Below are 24575 nucleotides of genomic sequence, written 5' to 3' on the forward strand. Positions count from 1 at the left end.
CCACCCACATCTGAGGGTGTGGCCGCAGGAATCTTCACCGCTGCGCCACTCGTCAGTGCGGTCGTACAGGGTGCGGTCGTACAGTCTTCAGCTTGCGTAGGACCGCAGCTTCTCCGCTCGGTCGCCCTGCCGAAGCTTGACCATGACCTCGCGCTCGATCTGACGAACGCGCTCGCGCGAGAGACCGAACAATTTGCCGATCTGATCGAGCGTGCGGGGCTGCCCGTCATCCAAGCCGTACCGCAGACGGATGACCTGTTGTTCGCGCTCGTCCAGTGTGGAGAGCACTGTGCGGACGTCACTGTGAAGAAGTCCCGCAATAACCGCGTTCTCGGCGGAAGTAGCCTCGGAGTCCTCGATGAAGTCGCCGAGTGGGGCTTCCTCATCGCTGCCGACCGGCATATCGAGGCTGACCGGGTCGCGACTGTGATCGAGTAGGTCGGCAATCTTCGCGGCGGGGATTCCCGATTCGCTGGACAGTTCGTCGTCGGTGGCCTCGCGACCGAGTTGCTGATGAAGTTCGCGCTTGATCCTGGCCAGCTTGTTCACCTGCTCGACCAGATGTACTGGTAGCCGAATGGTCCGGCTCTGGTCTGCCATTCCGCGAGTGATGGCCTGCCGGATCCACCAGGTTGCGTAGGTGGAGAACTTGAAGCCCTTTGCGTAGTCGAACTTCTCCATAGCGCGAATCAGACCGAGGTTCCCCTCCTGAATCAGATCGAGCAGCGGCATGCCACGTCCGGTGTATCGCTTCGCAAGGGACACTACGAGACGTAGGTTCGCCTCGAGAAGATGGCTCCGAGCAGCACTCCCGTCACGGACGATGATCGCCAGCTTGCGCTTTTTGACCGCCGTCAAGCGCTTGGTGTTCTCCAGCACATTCTTCGCATACAAGCCAGCTTCGATGCGCTTGGCGAGATCCACTTCCTCTTCCGCAGTCAACAGCGCGGTGCGACCTATGCCGTTGAGATAGACGCGGACGAGATCCGCAGCCGGGCTCTGTGCGTCGAGATCGGCGTCGGTCGGACGTGGGCGGGTCGTAGTGCTGGGGCTGGTCATGACTTGCCTCCTGATCGGTGGTGTCTCATAGGGATCAACGTCCGGGTGTCCCCGAAAAGTTCCCACGCTCCACCCTCTGATACCCGCTTGACCAGCGTCTATCCCGTGCCCGTCCTGAGAAGTTGCTGAGAAGGTTCAGGCTTGGAACTCAGTCCTCTGCACCCTCCGGCGCGAGGAGTCCGTGACGGAACAGGCCGGTGATCAGCTCGACGGCACCCTCGAGTAGGTCGGTCTCGTCGAGATCGTTCGCCGAGGCCAACAGTGCGACCAATTCGCGTAGCGCCAGACCATTCGGTCGCATTCCTGCGAGCAAGCGTGCGCCCAACTCGTCGATCTCGTGCTTCCAGTTCGGCCCGTTTCCGCGGTACACACGGACGACCTCCTCGCTCCACCCGTCTTCGCCCGGCAGATAGACACGTTCGAGGGCCGTCGCGGGATCGAGCCGAAACACGGCGTCAGCGGGATCGTTTTCACGAAGCCAGGCGACCCTGTCGAAATAGGCGATCGCTTCGTTGCCGAGCGGATCTTCGAATGCATGGTGAAGGTCCTCGGCCAGAACATCGCTCGGCAGGTCGGTCTTGCGCAGATAGACGAATCCGAACCCGATGCCTTCGACCTCGGCCTCGGCGAAGTGCGCCAGCCAGGACTCTGCCAAACCCCCTCCTGTGACGTCCCGTTGATCGACCCCACCGTCTCGCAACCACGTACCTACATACAGTGCTGGGTCGGCAACGTCGCGCTGCACGATCCACGCATCCACGCCGTGATCGGGAATCCATGATGCGACACGCGCGCGCCAATCCTCGCCGCTGACGTGGATCCAGGACGCCAGAACGACGGCAGTACCACCGGGCTTCAAGTGGTTCGGGGCCTGTTCGATCATCAGTTTGCTCGCCCCGTCGAGATCGATCCCCGAGTCGCGGTAGCTGTGTTCGATCGTTCCGCGCCCGACGACGAACGGCGGGTTGGCAACGATCCGATCGAAGGTCCTATCCGCGACGGGCTCGAACCAGGATCCGCGCAGCAGCTCGATGTCATTGCCGTTGAGAGCACACGTTGCCTCGGCCAGAAGCATCGAACGCTCACTGATGTCGGTACCGGTCACGGTGTCGGCGTACTCGGCCGCGTGGATCGCCTGCACCCCACACCCGGTACCGACGTCGAGGACATCTCCTACCTGGGTGGTCGGAGTTCCGCGAAGTAGCGAGAGCGATGCCTGACCGACACCCAGTACGTGATCGGTGGCGGTTGGTAGTGGACGCATGCTGCCGTCGAGATCGGAGAAGATCCAGCGGGTGCCGTATCCGGCGTCGAGTGGTCGAATGTCGAGCAAGGCACGCACACGATCAGGCTCGACCCGCTCGACGATTCCAGCTGCGAGAGCGTCGTCGATCGAGAGCGGGGACAGGGCTTCGGCAGCCTCGAGCTCTTCGATGTCGTCGACGAGTAGGAACAGTCGAATCAGAACACCCAGGCGCCCACGATCTTTGCTCTCGCGCCGCACCGGGACAGGTTCGCTACGCATCAGGGCGGCGTGGGCGTGATCTCCGAGTGCTTCGAGAAGACTGTCGGCGTTGTAGGAACTCGTTTCGAACGCTTGTCGAAGAGATGGGCATGCAGAAAGCAGTGTTGCAGTCACCGACACAGTCTTTCAGGCAGCGAGCACCGCTGTGTCCACCCGGCGTGCCTGTCAGTCTTCGCTTGCGTCGATGACCCGATGGGAGCGGGCCTCGATCTGTGTCGACTCGACGTGTCGGCCGTCGTAGCGGCTCACTTCGTTCTTGGTCCGCGGCGGGCGATCGTTGGCGATGAGTACCGCAATCCAGGGGAGAGGGATGGAGACCCCGACGATCGCCATCGCTATCCACGGATTGGCCCACATGCTGTACGACACGGCGGCGAGAACCAGCGCGGGGATACGGAAAGACATGATGAACATGTATTTCCGCACGCGAGCTTTGTGCTGATCTTCGACCGACTGCTGCGCCTCGGTGATCAATGTGGGGTTACGGGCCGATCCACTCTCGGCCGAGCCGGAAAACCCCTGGGTTCTCGTCATCCCTCCACTGTGGCACTACCTCACCCGGAATGCACTTGTCGGCGTCGTTCGTCTCAGAACGACGGATGCGGAATAATCGAATCATGAGCACTCAGACGAAAGACCGCCCCGAGATCGCGCCGGACGAAACCACGGAAGACGACCGACCGAAGTTCTTTCATTACGTGAAGAAGAACAAGATCACCGAAAGTGCTGTCATGGGCACACACGTCGTCGCGCTGTGCGGTGAAGTTTTCCCGGTGACCAAATCGGCGAAGCCAGGCTCGCCGGTGTGCCCAGACTGCAAGAAGGTCTACGAGGGATTGAAGAAGGGCGACTGACCGCGGTCCGGATCCTGCAGATGGTCGCCGGAGGGCGGGACTTTGGGGGTAGGGCCCGGGTGAGGTGGGCCGTCGGGTTCCGCCGAGGTGTCGGGTGAGGGTGAACTCCCCGATGCTTCCTTGAACCTGTTCGATCGCCCCCTGTCCTGTCCGACCCGGATCGGGCCTGTGGCCAACCTCCACGCGACCGCTGTCACCGGCCCCGACTCCTCGGAATCTGCCTGCGCAGCGAGCCATCCCTTCATCTGATCGATCCTGGTCGCCCGCGCGGGGAAGAACTCCTGGATGGTCGCGTTGAACTCTGCGCCGAGAACGACTGCGAACCCCAGGAAGAAAGTGAACAACAGAAACGCGATGGGAGTCGCGAGCGCGCCGTAGGTGTAACCGGTTCCGGTGATCCAGGTCAGATAGCGGCGAAGCACCGCGCTGGCGATCATGAAGAACACGCCCGCCAGCAACGCTCCTCCGAGAAGTCGGTGCCACGGGAGCGAAGTGTGCAGCGCCACCTTGTAGAGCGTGGTCAATCCGGCGATGAGAAGCAGTCCGACGGCGGGGTAGTAGAAGAAGTCGATCAGTTCGGTACCGATTTCGAACCATGAACCCGGGAGGATCTGCTTCACGTACGTAGGGCCCAGCGCAACCAGCGGTAGGACGAACACTGCTGCGATCAGAAACGCCATGTAGAGCAGCAGGGCGAAGACTCGCTGCCAAATCGGGTGACGTGCATCCTGCTGGCCGTGCGCTTCGACTATCGAATCGACGAACGTGGAGATCGCCGACGATCCCGCCCACAGAGACAAGACGAAACCGGCGGACACGACCTCGCCTCGTCCTTGCTGGAGTATGTCCTGGACTGTCGGGGTGATGATGCCGTCGACGACGCTGTCGCTGAAGACCGTGCTGCTGAAGGTGATGATCTTCGACTCGATGATGTCGATGGTGTTGGGACCGAACCAGCCGGCGACGAACCCGAGACTGCCGAGTACTCCAAGCAACAACGGCGGGAGTGAGAGCGTCTGCCAGAACGCCGCAGTCGCAGCTTTGCTGAAGATCGAGTCGTCCCAGGACTTGGTCAGTGTGCGAAGCGTCACAACCCAGATGGATCGAAGCGGCCGTCTCCTGGACAACTGCCCGCTCGGTGGTGTTTCGCCTGCAGAATCACTCATGATTCCTCCAGCATTCCTGAACGAGGCTCGGAGTGCCCGTTTGCACCCGTCGTGTCGCTGGAGGAGTCGAACGATCGAGCCCCTCGGGTGCTCCTTCCGATGCGAGATCGGTCGGTGCGGAGCGATAGGCTCCACGGCGGGAACTGCAGGGCAACCGAGAGCGCGAGGAATTCGATCGAATGCCAGGAACCGGCGGGCCAGTGAGCGCTGACATGACCGAAGCCGAATCAACAGACCGAAGAGCACCCACCGAAAGTTCGGCAGGTGGCGCGCCGCTGCGCGCATGGCAGAGACGCGCCCTGACCCGATATCTGGTGGCCTCACCCAAGGATTTTCTCGCTGTCGCGACGCCGGGAGCAGGTAAGACCACCTTCGCCTTGCGCGTCGCATCGGAGCTGTTGGCGCACCGAACCGTCGATCAGATCACCGTCGTCGCCCCGACCGAACACTTGAAGCACCAGTGGGCGGAATCCGCTGCTCGCGTGGGAATTGCGCTCGACTCTCGCTTCTCCAACTCGACCGGTCAGACCTCGAGTGACTACCACGGCGTGGTCGTCACGTATGCCCAGATCGCTTCACACCCGTTCCGCCATCGGGTGCGCACCGAGGCTCGGCGCACGCTTGTCATCCTCGACGAGATCCATCACGGTGGTGACGCCAAGAGTTGGGGCGAGGGCATCCGCGAGGCCTTCGGTGACGCAACCCGCAGACTGGCGTTGACCGGTACGCCTTTCCGCAGCGACGACAGCCCGATTCCGTTCATCAACTACGAACCGGACGACGAGGGGTTGATGCGTTCACGCGCCGACCACTCGTACGGCTATTCCGAGGCTTTGGCCGACGGTGTCGTACGGCCGGTTGTGTTCCTCGCGTATTCGGGTGAGGCGCGGTGGCGAGACAACGCCGGGGAAGAGTTCACCGCACGACTGGGTGAGCCACTGAGTGCCGAGCAGACCGCACGGGCGTGGCGGACAGCTCTCGATCCGCAGGGCGACTGGATGCCCGCTGTGCTGTTGGCCGCACACACCAGACTCGGGCAACTGAGGGCCGGAGGCATGCCGGACGCAGGTGGACTCGTGATCGCCACCGACCAAACCGTTGCGCGTGCCTACGCCAAGCTGCTCGAGGTGATCACCGGGGAATCACCGTCGATCGTTCTGTCCGACGACCCGACGTCGTCGGCGCGGATCGCCGAGTTCGGGAAAAGCACCCAACAGTGGATGGTTGCGGTCCGGATGGTGTCGGAAGGCGTCGACGTTCCGCGATTGGCAGTGGGTGTGTACGCGACGAGCGCGTCGACACCGCTCTATTTCGCTCAGGCCATCGGTCGTTTCGTTCGATCACGCCGCAAGGGCGAGACCGCAAGCGTTTTTCTGCCGTCGGTGCCGGTTCTGTTGGACTTGGCAAGTCAGCTCGAGGCGCAGCGTGACCACGTCTTGGGTAAGCCCCATCGCGAAAAGGACGGGTTCGACGACGAGTTGCTCGCCGATGCCAACAAGCAGAAGGACGAGCTAGGCGAGGAGGAGAAGGCGTACACCTCGCTCGGTGCGGACGCGGAGCTCGATCAGGTGATCTACGACGGATCCTCTTTCGGGACCGCGACATTCTCGGGAAGCGACGAGGAAGCCGACTACCTCGGCCTTCCTGGGCTGTTGGATGCCAAACAGATGCGGGACCTGCTTCGTCAACGCCAGCAGGAACAGATCGACAAGCCGACAGCACCCGGACTGTCCGTCCCCGCTCCGATAGCGGTGTCCGAACGTGCGTCCTCGGCCGGCCAGCTGGCCGGGCTTCGTCGTGAACTCAACAGTCTGGTTGCCGTGTACCACCATCGCACCGGGAAGCCTCACGGGATCATTCACGGGGACTTACGGCGCATCTGTGGTGGGCCACCGACCGCCATGGCCACCGCAGATCAGCTGAGCGAGCGGATCGTTCAACTGCGGAAGATGTAACGAGCAGAAGTTGGATCCCGGACACAGTGCAGAACGGGTGGCCACGATTTCTCGTGGCCACCCGTTCTGGTGTCGAATGACTGTCGATTAGTCGGCGCATGCGCCTTCCGATACGAGCGAGCCGGTTACACTGCAGAGTCCGATTCGGTCATCACTGTTGCGTTCACTTCACGCAGTCGGTCCTCGTGTTCCTTGGCATGATGGCCGCAGAACAGGAGTTCTCCACCGGTCGAGAGCACAACACGTGCGCGAGCCCCTGCGCCGCACCGGTCGCACCGGTCGGTCGCTGTCAATTGTGGGCTGGTCAATGTTCCGGGCATGACTCCTCCGTACTGGCTTTCGGTATCAAGCGATCGCCTGGGGCCGGTCCGCCGCGTCGGTATGGCGCGGTCCGTACACTCTCTCAGACGTTTGGCAGTCGCGCGTTGTTCCCGTGGGTGTTTCTTTGTGTTGTCACTAACAAGAAATGAGCAGAAAGCCCCTGGCAGTTGGGCTTTGCCGAAATCCGCGTTCGCTTACAGCTGATTCCATTTCGTGGACGATCGGCGTTTCGGACGCGACATCGCCGGACAGGCGATGCGAACGATTCTCCACGAGTCGATTCGGCGTACCTGTCTCGTACGATGACGACGTGACCGACACCTCGCCCGTTCTGCTTCACTTGTGCAGTATCGAAGAATGGCTGTCCGTGCGCGCTTCGAGCGAAATCCGGCCGCCCGGTTTCGACGACATCGGGTTCGTGCACCTGTCCACCGCGGAGCAGGTCCATCTACCCGCCAACAGACTATTCGCGGGACGAACCGATGTGGTCCTGCTTCTCGTGGACCCCGATCGTCTCGGATCACCAGTGTGCTGGGAGCCCGGCGTGCCGGGGGATCCGGAAGCGATGCACTTTCCGCATCTCTACGGGCCACTGCCCACGTCCGCGGTCATCGGCGTCGTCGACTATGCCCCGAACGAGGATGGGCAGTTCGGGCCTCCGAAGCTTTGATCGTCCCCATCGCGTGCCTGCGAACTGTCAGTGCCTACCGAACCGATGCCGCCCGAATGTTCGCGACCGGATACACGAAAGCCGCCGCCCACTAGGTGGACGACGGCATTCTGCGCTGACGGTAGAGAATCAGTCCAGGTAGTCCCGAAGTACCTGCGAACGGGATGGGTGCCGCAGCTTGGACATCGTCTTCGACTCGATCTGTCGAATACGCTCACGGGTCACGCCGTAGACCTGACCGATCTCGTCCAGCGTGCGAGGCTGTCCGTCGGTCAGACCGAAGCGGAGACGAACGACACCTGCTTCTCGTTCGGACAGCGTCTCGAGTACCGACTGGAGTTGGTCCTGAAGCAGCGTGAACGACACGGCGTCCACCGCCACGACAGCCTCGGAGTCCTCGATGAAATCGCCGAGCTGGCTGTCGCCCTCGTCGCCGATCGTCTGGTCGAGCGAAATCGGCTCACGAGCGTACTGCTGGATCTCGAGGACCTTTTCAGGCGTGATGTCCATTTCCTTGGCGAGCTCTTCGGGGGTGGGCTCACGGCCCAAGTCCTGAAGAAGCTCGCGCTGGATACGGCCGAGCTTGTTTATGACCTCGACCATGTGTACCGGGATGCGGATCGTACGTGCCTGATCGGCCATGGCCCTGGTGATGGCCTGACGGATCCACCACGTGGCGTACGTGGAGAACTTGTAACCCTTGGTGTAGTCGAACTTCTCGACGGCACGAATCAGGCCCAGGTTTCCTTCCTGGATCAGGTCCAGGAAGGCCATCCCGCGGCCGGTGTATCGCTTGGCCAGTGATACGACAAGTCGAAGGTTGGCCTCGAGAAGGTGATTCTTTGCGCGGTTACCGTCGCGGCAGATCCAGGTGTAGTCGCGTCGTGCGGCCACGGGGAGCTTCTCGCCTTTTTCGGCGAACTCGCGCATCTTTTCGGTCGCGAAGAGGCCTGCTTCGATTCGCTTCGCGAGCTCGACCTCTTCTTCGGCGTTGAGAAGTGCAACTTTGCCGATCTGCTTCAGGTACGCGCGGACCGAGTCGGCCGAAGCGGTGAGCTCGGCATCCTTACGGGCTTGACGAAGCGCCTCCGACTCCTCTTCGTCCCAGACGAAGTCTCCGGACGCCTTGTCCTCTGCAGTGGGCTCTGTGGTCGACTCTTCTTCGGTGTCTGCGCCCACGGCAACAACCTCGACGACGTCGTTGGCTGCCGCGGCGATATCTCCTTCGGAGATGTCGATCTCATCGATGCCGGGGGCATCAGCGTCGGAGTTCGTATCTTCGGTGGACTTCTTCGCGGGTGCTTTCTTCGCAGGTGCTTTCTTGGCTGCTGCGCGTTTGGCGGGAGCTTTTTTGGCGGCGGCTTTCTTGGCCGGTGCTGACGCGACCTTTGCCGCTGGTGCAGCTCCGACCTCCAGGGTCGTGCCGGTCGGTGCTTCCGCAGCAGGTGCAGTGGACGCAGACTCCGATGCTGAATCTACGGTCTGACGAATATCGGTGGCTGCCACGTACGCCCTTTCGTGACGGTGTCGTGCGGCGTCACGCCAGAGTGGTTTCCGGCGGAGAGGTCTTGTCGAATGTGCCGGCGTGCAGACCGGCTTCCCCCATTGTAACGACCCATAGGAACTTTGTTACCGGTCGATGGCTGTATCGCGCGCTGTGTCGGCTGCTAGAGCCGCACCGACGATGCCTGCGGTGTTCAACAAAGTGGCTGCCACCACGGGTGTTCTATTGGTCAAGTGCGGAATCCACTTCGCGCTCTTGCGACTTATTCCCCCGCCGGCAATGAAAAGATCGGGCCATAGCAAAGCCTCGAACGTCTCGAGGACCTTCGATACTTCCTTGGCCCACTCCTTGTAGGACAAATCCTTGGACTCCTTCACCGACGAGGCGGCGCGATGTTCCGCTTCTTTGCCGTCGACCTCCAGATGTCCGAACTCGGTGTTCGGAAGCAATACACCGTTGTGAAGAACAGCGGACCCGATTCCAGTGCCGAAGGTGAGTAGCACGACGACACCGGTCTGGTCTTTGCCTCCACCGAAGCGGTCTTCTGCAACACCTGCAGCGTCGGCATCGTTGAGGACAGTGATGTTGTCGTTGCCGATCGCCTTGGCGAACAAGGCCCTTGCGTCGGTGTCGATCCAGGACTTGTCGATATTTGCTGCCGAGCGCGCAACCCCGCCGGTGACGACGGCGGGAAGAGTCACGCCGATCGATCCGGTCCAGCCGAAGTGCTGCACGATCTGCGCTACGACCCCTGCAACGGCGTCCGGGGTTGAGGGTTGAGGAGTCTCGATCTTGTGCCGGTCACCGACCAACTCCCCGGTGACCAGGTCCACGATCCCACCCTTGATTCCACTGCCGCCGACGTCGACACCGAAGCCGTGCCGATGTGCACTGTCGGTTGTGATCGATACCGAACCTGCCTCTGTCATGTGCCGCGTTCTCCTGTTGTCGAGGATCGTGCAATGAATTCGTGCATTGAAATCTGCATACTCGAAGACTGTTGTACTACCGAGAATAGATCCTCGATGTCCAATCCGGTGGGCGATGTGTCGACGACTCGACAATTGGACCGCAACCGCGAATCTCGTCGAGTGGTGTTGCCCTGTGTGGTGTGATGCGATGGTCGTGTGTCGAACCCACGTGTATCGCAGGACTCGTCGTCATCGAACCCGGGCTCAACTCTCGCAAAGGAGTTGATGGAGGTTGCACGCGAGGTTGCCGTTGCTGCAGCTGCCCATGTGCGTACGAGGCGGCCCGAGGTGTTCGGTCCCGGTGCTCCGGCGGTTGCCGTGGGGACGGACGGCGATTCGGTGCAGACCAAGAGCACTCCGACCGATCCCGTCACGATCGTCGACACCGAAACCGAGGACTTGCTTCGGGTCTTGCTGGCAGAGCGTCGACCCGGTGACCCGATCCTGGGCGAGGAGGGCGGGGGAGCTACCGACACGGTGGACGGCGTCCGCTGGGTGCTCGACCCGATCGACGGAACAGTGAACTTTCTGTACGGCATACCCGCCTACGCGATTTCGGTAGCTGCGCAGGTCGACGGTGTCAGCCTGGTCGGAGTCGTGGTCGATGTTGCGCGGGAACAGGTGTATGCCGCGGTGCGCGGGCATGGCGCGACGGTGACCGAATCCAACGGAACCACAACAGAATTGGTGTGCAATCCGGTTGTCGAGGTGCCTCTTGCTCTGGTGGCCACCGGCTTCGGATACGGATCGGCGCGGCGCACCGTTCAAGGCCGCATCATCGGTGAATTGCTTCCACTGGTTCGCGATGTCAGACGGATCGGATCTGCAGCGCTGGACTTGTGCATGGTGGCGTCCGGCTCGGTGGATGCCCATTTCGAACACGGGCTGAGCCCGTGGGATTGGGCAGCGGGTTCACTCATCGCCGAGGAGGCCGGTGCAACGGTTCTCCTGCCCGATCCCAACTCCACGAGTTCGGGTGGGGCGGTCACCGTCGCGGTCGCACCCGGTATCGCAGCTGATTTCATCGAAACGTTGCGGAAACTGGGTGCGCTGGATCCGATTCCGGCCGATTGAACGAGTCCGACGGCCGGCACTCGGTCAGCAGGGAGCTTTGCGCGCGGCCGAGAGCAGGTCGATGTCGAGCGGGGCAGGTGCGGCGCCGGGCGTCACTCCAGCCAGCGACTGCAGGACCGACTCCGCGTCCGGGTTCGGCTGCAAATCCTTGAAATAGGTTCCCAGAGCCAAGTCGACGGTGTCATCGGGGCGTCCGTCCTGGATGAGTTCGGCGCAAGGGGCAGCCAGCCACATCGTGCTCGCGGCAGCCGTCCCAGCCGCACCGAACCGGATCTGACCTTGGCACTGCATGTTCTGATCCAGGTAGACGGGATCGTTACCGACCTGGACGTCCGGTGCGCTCGCGAATCCGTAGTCGCTGAGCTCGGCGGCCACCGTTGCTGCCTGTCCGCGTTCGCCGTTCGCGTTGAACACCCGAACCTTCGTGTTCGCGACCGGCGCCGGTTCCACTTCCAACAGGGTCGTCGGGTCGACGCGTTCGCCGAGCGGCGCAGGCACGGTGCCATCGCTCGCAGGTGCTGTCGAGGGTGCATTGCATGCCACGGTCGTGGTTGCAGCCTCGCCGGCCGTGAACACTCGGATCCAGGTGACTACACCGAGGAGCGCCAGCACGAGCAGCACGATCAGAATGGGAAACGCTCGCCGGCGCCGAAACGGACGGCCTTGGTCGTCGGCCGATCGGCCCTCGGTGATCAGAGAAACCACGGTGTGGAAAGCCTTTCCGTCGGCAGAATCGAAGCTGCGCCGAGTCGAACGAGTGTCGGCGCACGCCCACTGTAGTTGGCGGTGGAGACGAAGGGCACTGCCGCTGTCCGAAGGTGCACACTCCGGCTATCTTCGGGCTGTTGGGTTGGCCGTCGGCGCCGCTTCGTACCGCTCGCGGAATGTACTGGCGCTCGAGGTTGTTCTTGCGGATTGGTCAGGTGAAAATAGGCTGCACGGCGATTCGGCCTAGCTATTCTCTCGCCGCTCGGCTATTGTCTGGCGGCCCCGGTGGTTTCAGAACGGAGCCGATTCGGTGGACCGCAAGAGCGATTGGTGAGGTCTCGATCAGGTTTCGATTACAGCTATTCGGGCAACACCCGATGTAGTTTCGGACGCCTCGACTCGGGCAGTCGCGCAGTGCAAGTGAAGGTGTAGGAACAAGGCTCGAACGGCAGCACGGTTCAGTAGTGCGAACCGAAAAGAAACAGGACGGTGGGAGCAACGTAAGCGCCCTCATCACGCTGGCGATCACGCTAGGACGTCGCCCGCAGCAACCACCGGAAACATGCAAGAGAACGAGGGGTTAGAGGAACAATGGCAACCGACTACGACGCACCGAGAAGAACAGAATCCGACGATGTCTCCGAGGATTCGCTCGAGGAGCTGAAGGCACGCCGCAACGAGGCGCAGTCCGCTGTGGTCGATGTGGACGAATCAGACACAGCAGAGTCATTCGAACTTCCGGGCGCGGACTTGTCCGGGGAGGAACTATCGGTTCGTGTGGTGCCGAAGCAGGCCGACGAGTTCACCTGTTCGAGCTGCTTCCTCGTCCATCACCGGAGCCGATTGGCAAGTGACGCGGGCGGAGTTCTGGTCTGTAGAGACTGCGCTGCCTGACCGAGCACGAGAACGCGGTCGAAGTGCAGAACAACTGACGCACGGGCAGCTCGGGTCGATGTATTTCGCCGGTCCACATGAGATCGAGCGGGATGAATCGAGTGGCTCAGCCAAGACCGTTACGAGTGGTCTTCGGGGGTGGGCTGAGCCAAGGCGGCCAACAGGTCTTCCGGACGCCGAGTGCTGACCAGCCAATAGGGGGTGGGGTCATCGGGATCGTCGAGAACAATCAACACCATTTGTTTGACCCAGGTGCGGTGCTGAACGAAGGCAAGGGGATCCAGCTGCCTTCCCAGCGCCGCACTTTTTGCTGTCGCCGGTATCGCAGCGCACTTGGCGATCACATCCAGGGGTAAGTGTGCGCGCCCTACGCGGAGCTCTCCAGCTCCGTCGTTGTCGCGAACTACCTCGACCGTCATTCTGCTCGACCAGTACAAAGCCCAGATCGGGAACGGAAGCAGAATCACATACGGAAGCCACGCCCTAACTCCCGGCGCGCCCATGTGGACCTCGGCTGCGAGCAATGCACCGACAGCCAACGCTGCCGGCCACCACCACAGTGGAACCCACAGTTTTTCGGTATAGACGACAGTGCCCGTCGCGGAATCCGGGACGGCTGAGGGTTCGAGATCGTGATGTTGTTCCTGTGGCACTCGTCCAGGATACGTGTATCCCTGTCGAACACGTAGAGCCGTACGTCAAGGGAAGAGATGGACCGAGCGTCGTGGCAGCGTAGTCTCGGTGCACGTGAGCGACGATCCCAACAGTGCCTCAGCCGACATCGGCGAAGTCGATCCACCGACTGTCGCGTTGAAACGACTCGACCCAGACCTCCCGGTCCCGAAGCGAGCCCACGACAGTGACGCCGGGGTAGATCTGCACATCACGGCCGATGCATCACTCGCTCCCGGTCAACGTTTGGTGGTGGGAACCGGAATTGCAGTGGCGCTTCCATTCGGAATGGTGGGCTTGGTTCATCCGCGCTCGGGTCTGGCCGCGAAATCCGGACTCTCGATCGTGAATGCACCGGGAACTATCGACGCCGGATACCGAGGCGAGATCAAAGTGTGCCTGATCAACCTCGACCCGAGTGAGAGCATCGAACTGGTCCGTGGGGACCGGATAGCTCAGCTCCTCGTGCAGAAGGTCGAATTGGTGTCCTTCGTCGAGGTCGAGATTCTGGACGAGACGGTACGAGGAACTGGCGGCTACGGGTCGAGTGGTGGACACGCGGGCCTTCGCGTCGCCCCCAATCGACAGACATAAAACCCTGACTCGCAGAGAATGCACTGATTTCGCAGAGAAAGAGAACTGATCATGTTCGGACGGCGGAAGAAGACCGCAGCACAGGATGAAGCGTCGACCGGTGGGTTCTTCGGAGACGAAGACACCTTCGACGACTCGAGTTCGGCAGGCGGAGCCGACGCGCTCGGCACCGCGACCGCCGCGCGCGACGAAACCGTCGGTGAGCAGGCGGACCCCGATCTCGGTCCGTTCGACCTCACCGAATTGGACGAAGATCGCGACACTCTTGCCCAGACGCGACTCGATTTGGGATCGGTATTGGTGCCCTTGCCTGCGGGAGGCCAGCTGCAGGTGGAGATGAATCAGGCCGGCGCACCGCAGGCAGTGCATGTCGTCACCGCGCACGGCCGGATCACCATTGCTGCCTACGCCGCGCCGAAGTCGCCCGGCCAGTGGCGCGAGGTTGCGGCCGATTTGGCTACCTCGCTTCGCTCGGATCAGTCCGCAGTCAGTATGGAAACCGGTCCTTGGGGACGGGAGCTGCACGGAGTGACATCGAACGCGGATCTGCGCTTCATCGGAGTCGACGGCTATCGGTGGATGGTCCGTTGTGTTCTGGCAGGCCCATCGGGCGCGGTCGCCAACGACTCGCCACTCGTGCAGATCGCGCGTGACGTCCTCGCACAGACGGTGGTCGATCGCGGTACCGAGCCGCATCCCGTACGCACCCCGCTCCCGGTGGTCCTTCCGGCCGCTCTGACCGCGCAACTCGCCGCGGCCCAGCAGCAGCAGGCGGAGCAGGCGCGAACAGAGCCACAGGAAGCGCCGCCTCAGCCACCGACCTCCGCCGCGCCTGCGAACCAGACAACACCCACCGAAGGCCCGCGTCGAGGCTCCTCGGGCTCTGCAATGCAGCAGCTGGGCGGCTGACGCCTCGTTGGCGATGTCCGTGCGACAGGTGATCAGTCATGCCGACGGGCATCTGTATCAGTCGACGAGGCTCTTCAGATCCTGCATCGAGCGGTGACCGAGCACCCCTGGATCGGCACCGATGTCGGCAAGGGCGACAGTGGACAGGCGTGAGTTCGGAATTTCGTCGTGCCACGTCCGCGCAACGTCCATCGGATGGACCGGATCGTCGACGGCGCCGATCACTGCGGTGGGCACGAGGGTGCTGCGTAGTTCGTCGAGAGTGGGCGCCACGTAGCAGGCCGCTTCGGCGAGAGCGCGGGGAAGATCGGGCCATTGCGACGCCCATGAACGCCGGAGAGTCGACGCCAGCCAGTGCGGAGTCGTCGCTTCCATCGCTGCAGTCACCGCGTCGAGCCCGGAAGCGTCGAGTTGTTCTTTGGTGTACCTCGCGCTGAGTGCCGCCGGTGCGTCGGTCGGATCGGCGATCCAGGGCGGCAAGGCTGCCAGGACACCGATCACCGACTGTGGGTGGCGGCGCGCCCAGGAGAGCGCCACCGCGGCGCCGATCGAGATGCCGCCGACGATGATTCGGCCGTGTCGGTGCGCCGCTGCAGACATCGCCTCCTCGTAAGAGGCGACGATGCCGTTGGGGTTGGGGCTCACTGCTTCGATCGTGGCTCCTGCTGCCGCTACCGCCGCTGCAAATGCGTCGAATGCGAACTCCGCATCCGATCCGGTACCCGGTAGGACCACCACGTGAGTTGCCGGTCTCGTCACGTTCATTCCGGTGATTGTGCCCGGTGGCTTACACGGACCGTCGATCGGACGATTCGGCCCCGCAGACGCGGTTGAACTGGCGGTTGGCCGTCGGCCTCACGCGGGGCTACAGTGGCGTTGGTACAGGTCTTCACAGCGATGTAACTCGTCGCAGATGCTTCCAGGAGCGCACCATGGCACCCGTTGCCGCAGGATATTTTCGCAGGCTCACGCGTAAGTTGACGGAGGACATCCATCAGCTCGATGCCGAAGAGATGGCGGAAACTTCGGAAGCGTCGGGCGCCCGCCGTGCCTGTGACTGCTCCAGGGGCGAAGAAGTCACGATGTTGGGGCGCTTGCGAAGCGTCGAAGCGTGCTCGAAGGCGGCCAACGCAAACATCGAAGCCGAGTTCTTCGACGGCACCGATCCGGTGACGCTGGTGTGGATCGGCCGACGAAAGATCGCCGGAATCGAGCCAGGCAAGACCGTCCTCATCCGAGGCCGGGTGGGGGAGCGAAACGGCCGAAAAATTGTCTACAACCCGTACTACGAACTCCGCGACGACTCCTGACCGCGTTCATGTGGCACGCTCGATGATGTGACCGAGAGAGACAGTCGCCCGATGGGTGGCCAGAACACACGCCCCGAGCTCGACGTTCCAGCCGACGGAACCGGGCCCGAGCACAGCTCCTTGGGTCAACCGGGCGCACCGGCAGATCAACCGTCCCAGCAGGTCGAGCACACGGAGTCCGACGTCGTCGATGTTACGGCGAGTCTGGACGAAGAGAGCAAGCAAACTGTCCTCGAGCAACTCGGCGGCTTGACCGGGTTGGTGTCCTCGACTCTTCCTGTAGTGGTGTTCGTCCCCGCCAACAGCATGTTCGGGCTTGCCGTCGGAATCTGGTCCGCCCTCGCAGTCGCTCTGGGTGTGTTGGTGTGGAGATTGTTGCGGCACAATCCGATTCAGCCGGCGATATCGGGATTCTTCGGTGTCGGGATATGTGCGTTCATCGCGTACCGAACAGGCGACGCGAAGGGCTATTTCCTTTTCGGGATCTACACGAGCCTGCTGTACGGCGCAGTCTTCCTGGTGTCGATGCTCGCTCGATGGCCCCTCGTCGGGGTGGCTTGGGGATACCTGAACGGCAACGGCACCACGTGGCGGTCACACCGTCGATCGGTTCACTCCTATGACATCGCCACGTTCGCGTGGGCACTTGTCTTCGGTGCCCGCTATCTCGTGCAGTCCGAGTTGTACGACGCCGACCAGACCGGTTGGCTGGCCGTCGCACGCATCGGCATGGGTTGGCCGTTGACCGGCGTCGCACTTCTGGTCACGGTCTGGGCGGTTCGACGGGCCGATCGAGCGATCGAGGAAGTGAACGAACCAACAGACGACCGATCAACCCGTCGCGATGTTGGTCAGGCCGACCGCGGCGCGTAGGTCGTTCTCGACTTCCACGGAGGCTACGAACAGCAGTTCGTCTCCACCCTCGAGCGGATCGTCCTGCTGCGGGACGATGACACGGCCGCCACGAAGAATGGTCACCAGTGCTGCGTCACGTGGGAGCAGGAGCTTCCGAACGGGCTTGCCCGCCAGCGGGGTGTTCTCCGGAAGCGTGATCTCCACCAGGTTGGCCTGTCCTTTGCGGAAGGTCATGAGGTGAACGAGGTCGCCGACCGAGACGGCCTCCTCGACCAGCGAGGCAAGCATGCGCGGGGTGGACACCGCTACATCGACGCCCCACGATCCGTCGAAGAGCCACTCGTTTCGAGGATCGTTGACGCGCGCGACGACTCGGTTGACACCGAATTCTGTCTTGGCCAACAGGCTCAACACCAAATTCGCTTTGTCGTCTCCTGTTGCTGCGATCACGACGTCGTATGTCTCGAGGTTCGACGCTTCGAGGAGTGAGAGCTCGCACGCGTCGGCCAGCACCCATTCCGCTTCCGGAATCGCCTCGGGTTCGACGTGGTCGAGTTTGCGCTCGAGCAGCATGACCTTGTGTTCGCTGCGAATCAGTTCTCGGGCAATGGATCTGCCGACGGCGCCGGCGCCGGCGATTGCGACTCTCATGGGTTCCCGTTCGTCTCGGTGCGGATGTGACTAGTCGTCGGAGGGCGGGGGATTGGCTGCCAGCGCGATTGCCTCGGCAACCGTCCCGGACACCGCTGCGATATAGATCTCGTCGTCTGCCTGAATGATCGTGCGCTTGTCGGGTAGAAGTCCGGTGCCGAATCTGATGAGGAATGCCGCACGTGAACGAGTCGATTCTTCGAGCAGTGCCAGCTTCTTGCCGATCCACCCCTCGTGAATGTCGAGTAGAACAACTGCGACATTGCCCGAAGGATCACGCCATTTGGTGGTCGGATCGTCGCGCAGAAGATTATGAAGGAACCGATCGGTAGCCCAGGGGACTGTTGCCACAGTGGGAATCCCCAACCGCTCGTATACCGCCGCACGCTTCGCGTCGTAAATACGAGCGACGACCTTGTCGACGCCGAATGTCTCGCGGGCGACGCGCGCGGCGATGATGTTGGAGTTGTCACCGGAGGAGACGGCTGCGAACGCCTCGGCCTTCTCGATCCCGGAGCGCACGAGGACGTCCCTGTCGAAGCCCATGCCGATGATGCGGTGGCCGTCGAAGCTCGGATCCAGACGGAGGAAAGCGGTCTCGTCTCGATCGATGACCGCCACCTCGTGGCCGATTCGGTGAAGCGCACCGGCCAACGATGCGCCGACGCGGCCACACCCCATCACTACTACGTACACAGGCTCCAGCTCCGTTCGGATAGCGTCGATTCGTCTTCCGGCAAGGGACCGGCGACTCTCGGTGCTCGTACAACAAGGTAACCGTCGGCACGTCGCCGTTCGAGCCCAGCCGGTGCTGCGATGCGAAATCCGGGCATTTCAGGAATGCGGTGGATGCCCGTCGAACTTGTTCGGCGAGTTTCGGACGCACCGGTGGTGCGGCCGTATTCGGACGGCCTACGCTTTGCACCGTGTCCAAGGTTTCGACCGCCGCCAAGCGGCTAGTGCTCGGTAGGCCGTTCCGCAGCGACAAGCTCGGTCATACCCTACTTCCCAAACGAATAGCGCTTCCCGTTTTCGCCTCGGACGCCATGTCCTCGGTGGCCTACGCGCCGGAGGAGATATTTCTCGTCCTCTCGGTCGCCGGAATCTCCGCTTATGCGTTGACGCCGTGGATCGGCCTTGCCGTCTGCGTCGTGATGGCTGTCGTTGTCGCAAGCTATCGGCAGAACGTGCACGCCTATCCGTCCGGCGGCGGCGACTACGAGGTAGCGACGGTCAATCTCGGGCCCACGGCCGGGCTCACGGTGGGCAGTGCGCTGATGGTCGACTACGTGTTGACCGTTGCGGTCTCGATATCGGCCGCGGCATCCAACATCGGCTCGGCTGTGCCGTTGGTGGCCGAACACAAGGTGTTGTTCGCCGTCGTTGCGATCGTGCTCATCACCTCGATCAACCTGCGAGGAATCCGAGAATCCGGCGCGGCCTTTGCCGTTCCCACCTACGCATTCATGGTCGGCATGGTGTTGATGCTGGCCTGGGGGCTGATCCGGGTGTACGTCTTCGGTGAGGATCTGAAGGCGGATTCGGCAGTCTTCGAGTTGAAAGCCGAGGACTCGAATCTGTACGGAATCGCCTTCGCATTCCTCATCGCACGAGCGTTCTCTTCCGGCTGTGCTGCGCTGACCGGTGTGGAGGCCATCAGTAACGGCGTGCCTGCATTCCGCAAACCGAAGTCGAAGAATGCCGCGACGACCTTGCTCATGCTCGGCGTCATCGGCATCACTCTGATGATGGGAATCATCATTCTGGCCGAGAAGATCGGCATCAAGTATGCGATGGATCCCGGTGAGCAGTTGATCGGCGCCCCCGAGGGCTATCAGCAGAAAACTTTGATCGCCCAGTTGGCGGAAACCGTCTTCTCCGGATTTCCGATCGGCTTCTTCTTCATCACCGTCGTCACTGCTCTGATCCTCGTACTTGCCGCGAACACGGCATTCAACGGGTTCCCGGTGCTCGGATCGGTTCTTGCGCAGGACCGCTACCTTCCGCGTCAGCTTCACACACGCGGTGATCGCCTTGCCTTCAGTAACGGCATCCTGTTTCTGTCCGGCGCCGCGATCGCGTTCGTCGTCGTGTTCGGTGCCGAAGTGACGAAGCTGATTCAGCTCTACATCGTCGGAGTATTCGTCTCGTTCACGCTGAGCCAGACGGGAATGATTCGCCACTGGACCCGCTTGCTGCGCAGCGAGAAGGACCCGGACCAACGTCGACACATGTTCCGCTCGCGGATTGTGAACAGCATCGGCCTGGCCATGACTGCCACCGTGTTGGTAATTGTGCTGATCACGAAGTTCGCAGCCGGCGCGTGGATTGCCATCGTGGCCATGATCGCGATATTCGTTCTGATGCGGATGATCCGCAAGCACTACGACACGGTGGCACGCGAGCTCGAGAACGAAGAGTGGGACGGCGTCCTGCCGAGTCGGACACACTCGATCGTGCTGGTGTCGAAACTGCATATGCCCACGATGCGCGCGTTGGCATATGCGCGCGCAACCAGGCCGGACACACTCGAAGCCATCACGGTGAACGTCGATGAACAGGACACACGTGCACTCGTTCGGGGGTGGGAAGCGAGCGACGTCACGGTACCGCTCAAGGTCGTCGAGTCGCCGTATCGTGAAATCACCAGGCCGGTCCTCGACTACGTCAAGAGGGTGCGCCGGGATTCGCCGCGCGACGTCGTGACCGTGTTCATTCCCGAGTACGTCGTCGGACACTGGTGGGAGCAGATTCTGCACAACCAGAGTGCCCTCAGATTGAAGAGCCGCCTGCTGTTTCAGCCAGGAGTGATGGTGACCAGCGTCCCGTGGCAGTTGCACTCGTCGGAGAAAGCGAGACGCGAGTCCATCCAGAACGCTCCGGGTGCGTCCCGCCGCGGGTACGAACCGCCGACGCCGAAATGAGCACGATGAGCGAGAACTGGGTAGGCCAGAACATCGAAGTGACACTCGGGGCGCCGGGGCACGGAGGGTTTTGCGTTGCGCGCCACGAGGGCCGCGTGATGTTCGTGCGTCACGGACTACCGGGCGAGATCGTCCGCGCCGCAGTGACAGAGGATCGCGGCGGGTCGTTCTGTCGAGCGGATGCGGTGGAGATCATCGACGCGTCACCGGATCGGATTGCGCCGCTCTGCCCGATATCCGGTCCAGGTGGATCCGGATGCTGTGACTACTCGCACGCGACCTTGGCTGCGGGCCGGGCGATGAAAGCATCCGTGGTGAGCGAGCAACTGCGTCGTATCGCGGGCCTCGAGCGTGACGTCGAGGTGGAGGAATTGCCGTTCACGGGAGATGGAACCGGGTGGAGAAGCCGAGTTCGACTGACCGTGGACCTTGCCGGACGCGCGGGTTTTCACCGCTACCGAAGTTCGACCATCGTGACCGAACTCGAGTGCCCCCAGGTGGTGTCGGGTGCTCTCGACGGATTGAACGAGGAGAAATGGCGTCCGGGCGCGGAGCTTGCAGTGGCGGTCGACGGTGCAGGCGAACGACACGTGGTCGAGATTGCGCCCGCAGCGGTGTCGAAAACGGGGCGACGTTCGCCGGGCAGGCGTGGTGCGTCCGCCCGACGTGCTGCGTCGGCGCAGGAGCGGACGCAGCGCACCGTCGTAGGTAGCGGGCGGGCACACGAATTCGTTGCCGGACGAGAATGGGAGCTGGATGCGAACGGCTTCTGGCAGGCACATCGCGGGGCCGCGCAGATGTACAGCGACGTCGTGGCCGAATGGGCGCTACCGAATCCCGGATCGGTTGCGTGGGACTTGTACGGCGGTGTCGGAGTGTTCGCTGCCAGCCTCGCACCCAGTGTCGGCACCGACGGGCGGGTGGTCAGTGTCGAATTCTCTCGACGCGCGTCAGCGGACGGCGCCGCAGCACTGCAGGACGTGAAACAAGTGGCGTTCAAGCCCGGCCGGGTGGAACGGGTAGTGGAGCTGTTGGACGCTCCCGACGTCGTCGTGCTCGATCCTCCCCGCGCAGGCGCTGGCAAAGAGGTCGTCTCGAGCGTCGCATCACGTTCACCGCGTCGCATCGTTCACATCGGTTGCGACCCAGCGTCGTTCGCCCGAGATGTCGGCCTGTACCGAGATGCTGGGTATACGTTCGAAGCGATGCGTGCATTCGACGCCTTTCCGCTCACGCACCACGTGGAGTGCATCGGCTTGTTCACGAAGTAAGTCGAAGGGGACCGAATGCTGCACTCTGGCTGCGGATATTCCCTTCCGCCGCCAGAGTGCAGGATCGGTAGCAACCGCTCCGAATCGGAGAACAATGCGCACCAGATGCGCTCTCATCGGGCGCTGACGAGGGCGAGGATTCCTGGCTCGTAGATGCATGAGGAGAGAATCCGCTGGGCTCCGCATGCGCAGTTCTGGTAGCTGATCGCTCCTTCGCTCGTGTTGTGACGAGAGACTGTTGCCCAGCTATGGGAGTGGTTTTCGTGGCTATGCATAACCCCACTGTGCTGTAATGGTCTTATGCATATCAACCCTTACGGAACGTATGCCGTGCACTTGGGAGTCGGCTTGCTCAATTCTCCACCCGAGTCGGCCGCGGAACTCGGACGGCGCTGCGTCGAGGCGGGGTTGGTTGTCGACACCGTCCCCGGTGACGTCGACCTGGTGGACACGATGGCTTTTCTGGCCGAATGGTCATCGGTGGTGGACGCCCCCACCGATGAATCTCGAGCGGAAATCCTCAACGGCTTACTTACCCGTGCGTCCGCCTACCCGCGTCTGACCAACCACGCAGGAGATGGTTGGCACATCCACTATCGAGACCCCAATATCGCCCTGGGGTCAGTAATTCGGGCCCTGGTCAGCGTGGGAACTGCGCTTCATCTGACTGGCCGCGGAATGTCGCGGTTGGGTCGGTGTGCGGCCGAAGATTGCCACACCGCGTTCGCGGACGTGTCCAGAACGGGTCGTCAACGATACTGCGGGACTGTCTGTTCCAACCGTGATGCGGTGCGGCGACATCGAACACGAAAGGCGGCACACGGCCACTAGGAACCGAACACAGCTAGGTCTTTCGGTTGTAGAGACGCATCGTGATCGGTCCGAAGACGCCTAGAAACCCAGCACACATCACCGTGGTCACCGTCAATGCAGTGATGTCGGTGTCTCCGGACATCAGTGATCTGATCGAGGTGACGAGAAAGCTCACCGGATTGACCTCGACGAAGGCTCGCAACCACCCAGGCATGGTCTGCGGATCGACGAAGATGTTGCTGGCGAAGGTCAATGGGAAAAGAATGAACATCGATACGGCCATGACCGCTGATTCAGTTCGGACGATCATCGCGATCATCGTCCACACCCAGGACAGACAGAACGAAAACACCAGCAGCAGCACAATCGACGCTGCGACGCCGAGCATCCCACCGGCTGGGCGGAATCCGATGATCACACCCAGAATCAACACGATGACCGATGCAAGCGTGTAACGCACGACATCGCCGAGCAACGCACCGACCAGCGGCGACGGACGCCAGATGGGTAAAGAGCGGAATCGGTCGAACACGCCTTTCTCGATATCCTTGTTCAACGTGACGCCGGTGTACATGGTGATCATGACCACGGTCTGCACGAGGATTCCGGGAAGCAGAAATTGGATGTAGGCGGTGGTCGAACCCGCCAATGCGCCACCGAAAAGGTAGGTGAACAGCAGCGTGAACATGATGGGAAACATCGTGACGTCGAATAGTTGCTCCGGCACGTGTTTGATTTTCAGCAACGCCCGCCAGCCGAAACTCGACGATGTGGACAGTGCGCTGGGTCTCGATGGTCGTGGCCCTGCGCTGCGCAGCACCTCGGCCACCGAGGCGGAAGCGTCGGTGAGCGTCGTGGTCATGATGCGGCCTCCGTCTCCGAGGCATGCCCCGTCAGAGCCAGGAAGACCTCGTCCAGGCTCGGTTGTCCGATCGCAAAGGAAGCGATTGCGATACCCGCTGCTTCGAAAGCGGGAAGTGCGGCCGCTACCGACGACGCGGAGTCGACTCGCGCAGAGATGGCCACCGGATCTGCGTCCTCCACGACTTCGTCGGTGAGGATGGTTCGCAATATCGCGGCGGCTGCACTGCGCCGCGCCGGATCGAGAACGCGCACATGAAGTGCACCTGCCCCGACCGACGCCTTCAAGTCTCCGGTAGTCCCTTCGGCGATGACCTTCCCTCGGTCGATGACAGCGACTCGACCCGCCAAGTGATCGGCCTCGTCCAGGTACTGCGTCGTCAACAGCACTGTTGTTCCGCCGGCCACGAGTGCCCTGATGATCTCCCACACTTGGTTTCGGCTCCGCGGATCGAGCCCCGTGGTCGGCTCGTCGAGAAAAATGAGCTCAGGAGTGACGATGATGCTTGCGGCGATATCGATCCGACGCCGCATTCCGCCCGAATACGTCTTCACCTGACGCCCACCGGCATCGGCGATCCCGAACGCCGTAAGAAGTTGTTCCGACCGCGAACGTGCTGCAGGACGGGAGTATCCATAGAGCCGCGCAAGTAGAACGAGATTCTCGGTACCGGTCAGGTCCTCGTCGAGAGACGCGAACTGGCCGGTGAGCGAGACCTTGCTTCGGATGGCGCTCGCCTCGGTGGCGAGGTCGTGACCGAGGATGCGGGCGCTGCCGCCGTCCAGGGGGAGGAGCGTTGCCAGCATCCGGATGGTTGTCGTCTTGCCTGCTCCGTTCGGGCCCAGCACGCCGTACACCCCACCACATGGAACGGTCAGATCGATACCGTCGACGGCAACGGTATCGCCGAATCGTTTGACGATGCCGTGAGTCGATATTGCCGCCGATGTGTCCATTCCTTCATGATTGCCCGATTTTCGCCTCGTCCGCAATCCATTTTTCGCGCTCGCCCA

26 protein-coding genes are annotated in these 24575 nt (G+C 62.1%); 12 read left to right on the top strand and 14 right to left on the bottom strand.

From position 1 onward, the window contains the following. Positions 1-87: 87 nt before the first annotated feature. The 3 genes from BJD99_RS19085 to BJD99_RS19095 form a co-directional block, all read right to left on the bottom strand. Positions 88-1059, bottom strand: a complete 972-nt coding sequence (locus BJD99_RS19085; protein ID WP_084348725.1) for a sigma-70 family RNA polymerase sigma factor — start codon at positions 1057-1059, stop codon at positions 88-90. Between the two features lie 148 nt (positions 1060-1207). Further along, positions 1208-2698 carry a class I SAM-dependent methyltransferase gene (locus tag BJD99_RS19090; protein WP_084348978.1) on the bottom strand — a complete coding sequence of 497 codons (1491 nt, stop codon included), beginning with the start codon at positions 2696-2698 and terminating at the stop codon, positions 1208-1210. Between the two features lie 51 nt (positions 2699-2749). After that, positions 2750-3118, bottom strand: coding sequence for a DUF3099 domain-containing protein (locus tag BJD99_RS19095; RefSeq protein ID WP_084348726.1), 369 nt, complete (start codon positions 3116-3118; stop codon positions 2750-2752). Between the two features lie 83 nt (positions 3119-3201). Here BJD99_RS19095 and BJD99_RS19100 point away from each other — a divergent pair, with 83 nt between their 5' ends. After that, positions 3202-3438, top strand: a complete 237-nt coding sequence (locus tag BJD99_RS19100; protein ID WP_084348727.1) for a DUF3039 domain-containing protein — start codon at positions 3202-3204, stop codon at positions 3436-3438. On the opposite strand, the gene BJD99_RS19105 is transcribed toward BJD99_RS19100, so the two are convergent. Beyond that, entirely contained in the window at positions 3411-4604 is a 1194-nt protein-coding gene (locus BJD99_RS19105; RefSeq protein WP_084348728.1) for a YihY/virulence factor BrkB family protein, read from the bottom strand. The genes BJD99_RS19100 and BJD99_RS19105 overlap by 28 nt on opposite strands. Before the next feature lie 212 nt (positions 4605-4816). Here BJD99_RS19105 and BJD99_RS19110 point away from each other — a divergent pair, with 212 nt between their 5' ends. Continuing rightward, positions 4817-6559 carry a DEAD/DEAH box helicase gene (locus BJD99_RS19110; RefSeq protein ID WP_084348729.1) on the top strand — a complete coding sequence of 581 codons (1743 nt, stop codon included), beginning with the start codon at positions 4817-4819 and terminating at the stop codon, positions 6557-6559. Positions 6560-6684: 125 nt separating this feature from the next. On the opposite strand, the gene BJD99_RS19115 is transcribed toward BJD99_RS19110, so the two are convergent. Next, the gene (locus BJD99_RS19115; RefSeq protein ID WP_084348730.1) at positions 6685-6879 is read right to left on the bottom strand and encodes a hypothetical protein; all 195 of its coding nucleotides are present in this window, start codon (positions 6877-6879) and stop codon (positions 6685-6687) included. 311 nt (positions 6880-7190) lie between these two features. Here BJD99_RS19115 and BJD99_RS19120 point away from each other — a divergent pair, with 311 nt between their 5' ends. Then, entirely contained in the window at positions 7191-7550 is a 360-nt protein-coding gene (locus BJD99_RS19120) for a DUF952 domain-containing protein (RefSeq protein WP_256895918.1), read from the top strand. A gap of 129 nt (positions 7551-7679) precedes the next feature. Here BJD99_RS19120 and BJD99_RS19125 read toward each other — a convergent pair whose 3' ends face one another. Together BJD99_RS19125 and ppgK are read right to left on the bottom strand one after the other, a co-directional pair. Then, positions 7680-9056, bottom strand: a complete 1377-nt coding sequence (locus BJD99_RS19125) for an RNA polymerase sigma factor (protein ID WP_084348732.1) — start codon at positions 9054-9056, stop codon at positions 7680-7682. A 123-nt stretch (positions 9057-9179) separates the two neighbouring features. Next, the gene (gene ppgK, locus BJD99_RS19130; protein ID WP_084348733.1) at positions 9180-9983 is read right to left on the bottom strand and encodes a polyphosphate--glucose phosphotransferase; all 804 of its coding nucleotides are present in this window, start codon (positions 9981-9983) and stop codon (positions 9180-9182) included. Between the two features lie 267 nt (positions 9984-10250). On the opposite strand from ppgK, the gene BJD99_RS19135 reads away from it, so the two are divergent. Then, on the top strand, positions 10251-11099 hold the full coding sequence (locus BJD99_RS19135) for an inositol monophosphatase family protein (protein WP_084348734.1): 849 nt from the start codon (positions 10251-10253) through the stop codon (positions 11097-11099). A 24-nt stretch (positions 11100-11123) separates the two neighbouring features. Here BJD99_RS19135 and cei read toward each other — a convergent pair whose 3' ends face one another. Next, positions 11124-11804, bottom strand: a complete 681-nt coding sequence (gene cei / locus BJD99_RS19140) for an envelope integrity protein Cei (protein WP_084348735.1) — start codon at positions 11802-11804, stop codon at positions 11124-11126. Between the two features lie 594 nt (positions 11805-12398). Between cei and BJD99_RS19145 the strand changes: the two genes are divergently transcribed. Further along, on the top strand, positions 12399-12701 hold the full coding sequence (locus tag BJD99_RS19145) for a DUF4193 domain-containing protein (RefSeq protein WP_084348736.1): 303 nt from the start codon (positions 12399-12401) through the stop codon (positions 12699-12701). Positions 12702-12820: 119 nt separating this feature from the next. On the opposite strand, the gene BJD99_RS19150 is transcribed toward BJD99_RS19145, so the two are convergent. Next, complete coding sequence (locus BJD99_RS19150) at positions 12821-13273, bottom strand: DUF3093 domain-containing protein (protein WP_256895956.1); 453 nt, start codon at positions 13271-13273, stop codon at positions 12821-12823. A 169-nt stretch (positions 13274-13442) separates the two neighbouring features. Here BJD99_RS19150 and dut point away from each other — a divergent pair, with 169 nt between their 5' ends. Together dut and BJD99_RS19160 are read left to right on the top strand one after the other, a co-directional pair. Further along, positions 13443-13967: a dUTP diphosphatase gene (gene dut / locus BJD99_RS19155; RefSeq protein ID WP_084348738.1), complete on the top strand. Its 525-nt coding sequence runs from the start codon at positions 13443-13445 to the stop codon at positions 13965-13967. 51 nt (positions 13968-14018) lie between these two features. Further along, positions 14019-14876 (top strand): DUF3710 domain-containing protein, encoded by an 858-nt coding sequence (locus BJD99_RS19160; RefSeq protein ID WP_084348739.1) that lies wholly within the window; start codon positions 14019-14021, stop codon positions 14874-14876. A 57-nt stretch (positions 14877-14933) separates the two neighbouring features. Here the strand turns inward: BJD99_RS19160 and BJD99_RS19165 are convergent, their stop codons facing one another. Further along, complete coding sequence (locus tag BJD99_RS19165) at positions 14934-15641, bottom strand: alpha/beta fold hydrolase (protein WP_084348740.1); 708 nt, start codon at positions 15639-15641, stop codon at positions 14934-14936. Between the two features lie 167 nt (positions 15642-15808). On the opposite strand from BJD99_RS19165, the gene BJD99_RS19170 reads away from it, so the two are divergent. Beyond that, positions 15809-16186, top strand: coding sequence for an OB-fold nucleic acid binding domain-containing protein (locus BJD99_RS19170; protein ID WP_084348979.1), 378 nt, complete (start codon positions 15809-15811; stop codon positions 16184-16186). Between the two features lie 204 nt (positions 16187-16390). After that, complete coding sequence (locus tag BJD99_RS19175) at positions 16391-17059, top strand: DUF3159 domain-containing protein (RefSeq protein ID WP_256895957.1); 669 nt, start codon at positions 16391-16393, stop codon at positions 17057-17059. On the opposite strand, the gene BJD99_RS19180 is transcribed toward BJD99_RS19175, so the two are convergent. Together BJD99_RS19180 and BJD99_RS19185 are read right to left on the bottom strand one after the other, a co-directional pair. Then, the gene (locus BJD99_RS19180; RefSeq protein WP_084348742.1) at positions 17018-17692 is read right to left on the bottom strand and encodes a TrkA family potassium uptake protein; all 675 of its coding nucleotides are present in this window, start codon (positions 17690-17692) and stop codon (positions 17018-17020) included. The two genes, BJD99_RS19175 and BJD99_RS19180, sit on opposite strands and share 42 nt — an antisense overlap. A 30-nt stretch (positions 17693-17722) precedes the next feature. Continuing rightward, positions 17723-18388, bottom strand: coding sequence for a TrkA family potassium uptake protein (locus BJD99_RS19185; RefSeq protein WP_179142417.1), 666 nt, complete (start codon positions 18386-18388; stop codon positions 17723-17725). A 230-nt stretch (positions 18389-18618) separates the two neighbouring features. Here BJD99_RS19185 and BJD99_RS19190 point away from each other — a divergent pair, with 230 nt between their 5' ends. From BJD99_RS19190 to BJD99_RS19200, 3 genes are all read left to right on the top strand, one after another. Then, entirely contained in the window at positions 18619-20616 is a 1998-nt protein-coding gene (locus BJD99_RS19190) for an APC family permease (RefSeq protein ID WP_084348744.1), read from the top strand. A 5-nt stretch (positions 20617-20621) separates the two neighbouring features. Further along, positions 20622-21887 carry a class I SAM-dependent RNA methyltransferase gene (locus tag BJD99_RS19195; protein ID WP_084348980.1) on the top strand — a complete coding sequence of 422 codons (1266 nt, stop codon included), beginning with the start codon at positions 20622-20624 and terminating at the stop codon, positions 21885-21887. A 300-nt stretch (positions 21888-22187) separates the two neighbouring features. After that, the gene (locus tag BJD99_RS19200) at positions 22188-22718 is read left to right on the top strand and encodes a CGNR zinc finger domain-containing protein (RefSeq protein ID WP_179142418.1); all 531 of its coding nucleotides are present in this window, start codon (positions 22188-22190) and stop codon (positions 22716-22718) included. A gap of 13 nt (positions 22719-22731) precedes the next feature. On the opposite strand, the gene BJD99_RS19205 is transcribed toward BJD99_RS19200, so the two are convergent. Next, positions 22732-23562, bottom strand: coding sequence for an ABC transporter permease (locus BJD99_RS19205; RefSeq protein WP_084348745.1), 831 nt, complete (start codon positions 23560-23562; stop codon positions 22732-22734). Beyond that, positions 23559-24518 carry an ATP-binding cassette domain-containing protein gene (locus BJD99_RS19210; protein WP_084348746.1) on the bottom strand — a complete coding sequence of 320 codons (960 nt, stop codon included), beginning with the start codon at positions 24516-24518 and terminating at the stop codon, positions 23559-23561. The genes BJD99_RS19205 and BJD99_RS19210 overlap by 4 nt, the downstream gene beginning before the upstream one ends. Positions 24519-24575: the final 57 nt, after the last annotated feature.

It is taken from the genome of Rhodococcus sp. 1163 (assembly GCF_002091985.1).
Taxonomy (GTDB): Bacteria; Actinomycetota; Actinomycetes; order Mycobacteriales; family Mycobacteriaceae; genus Rhodococcoides.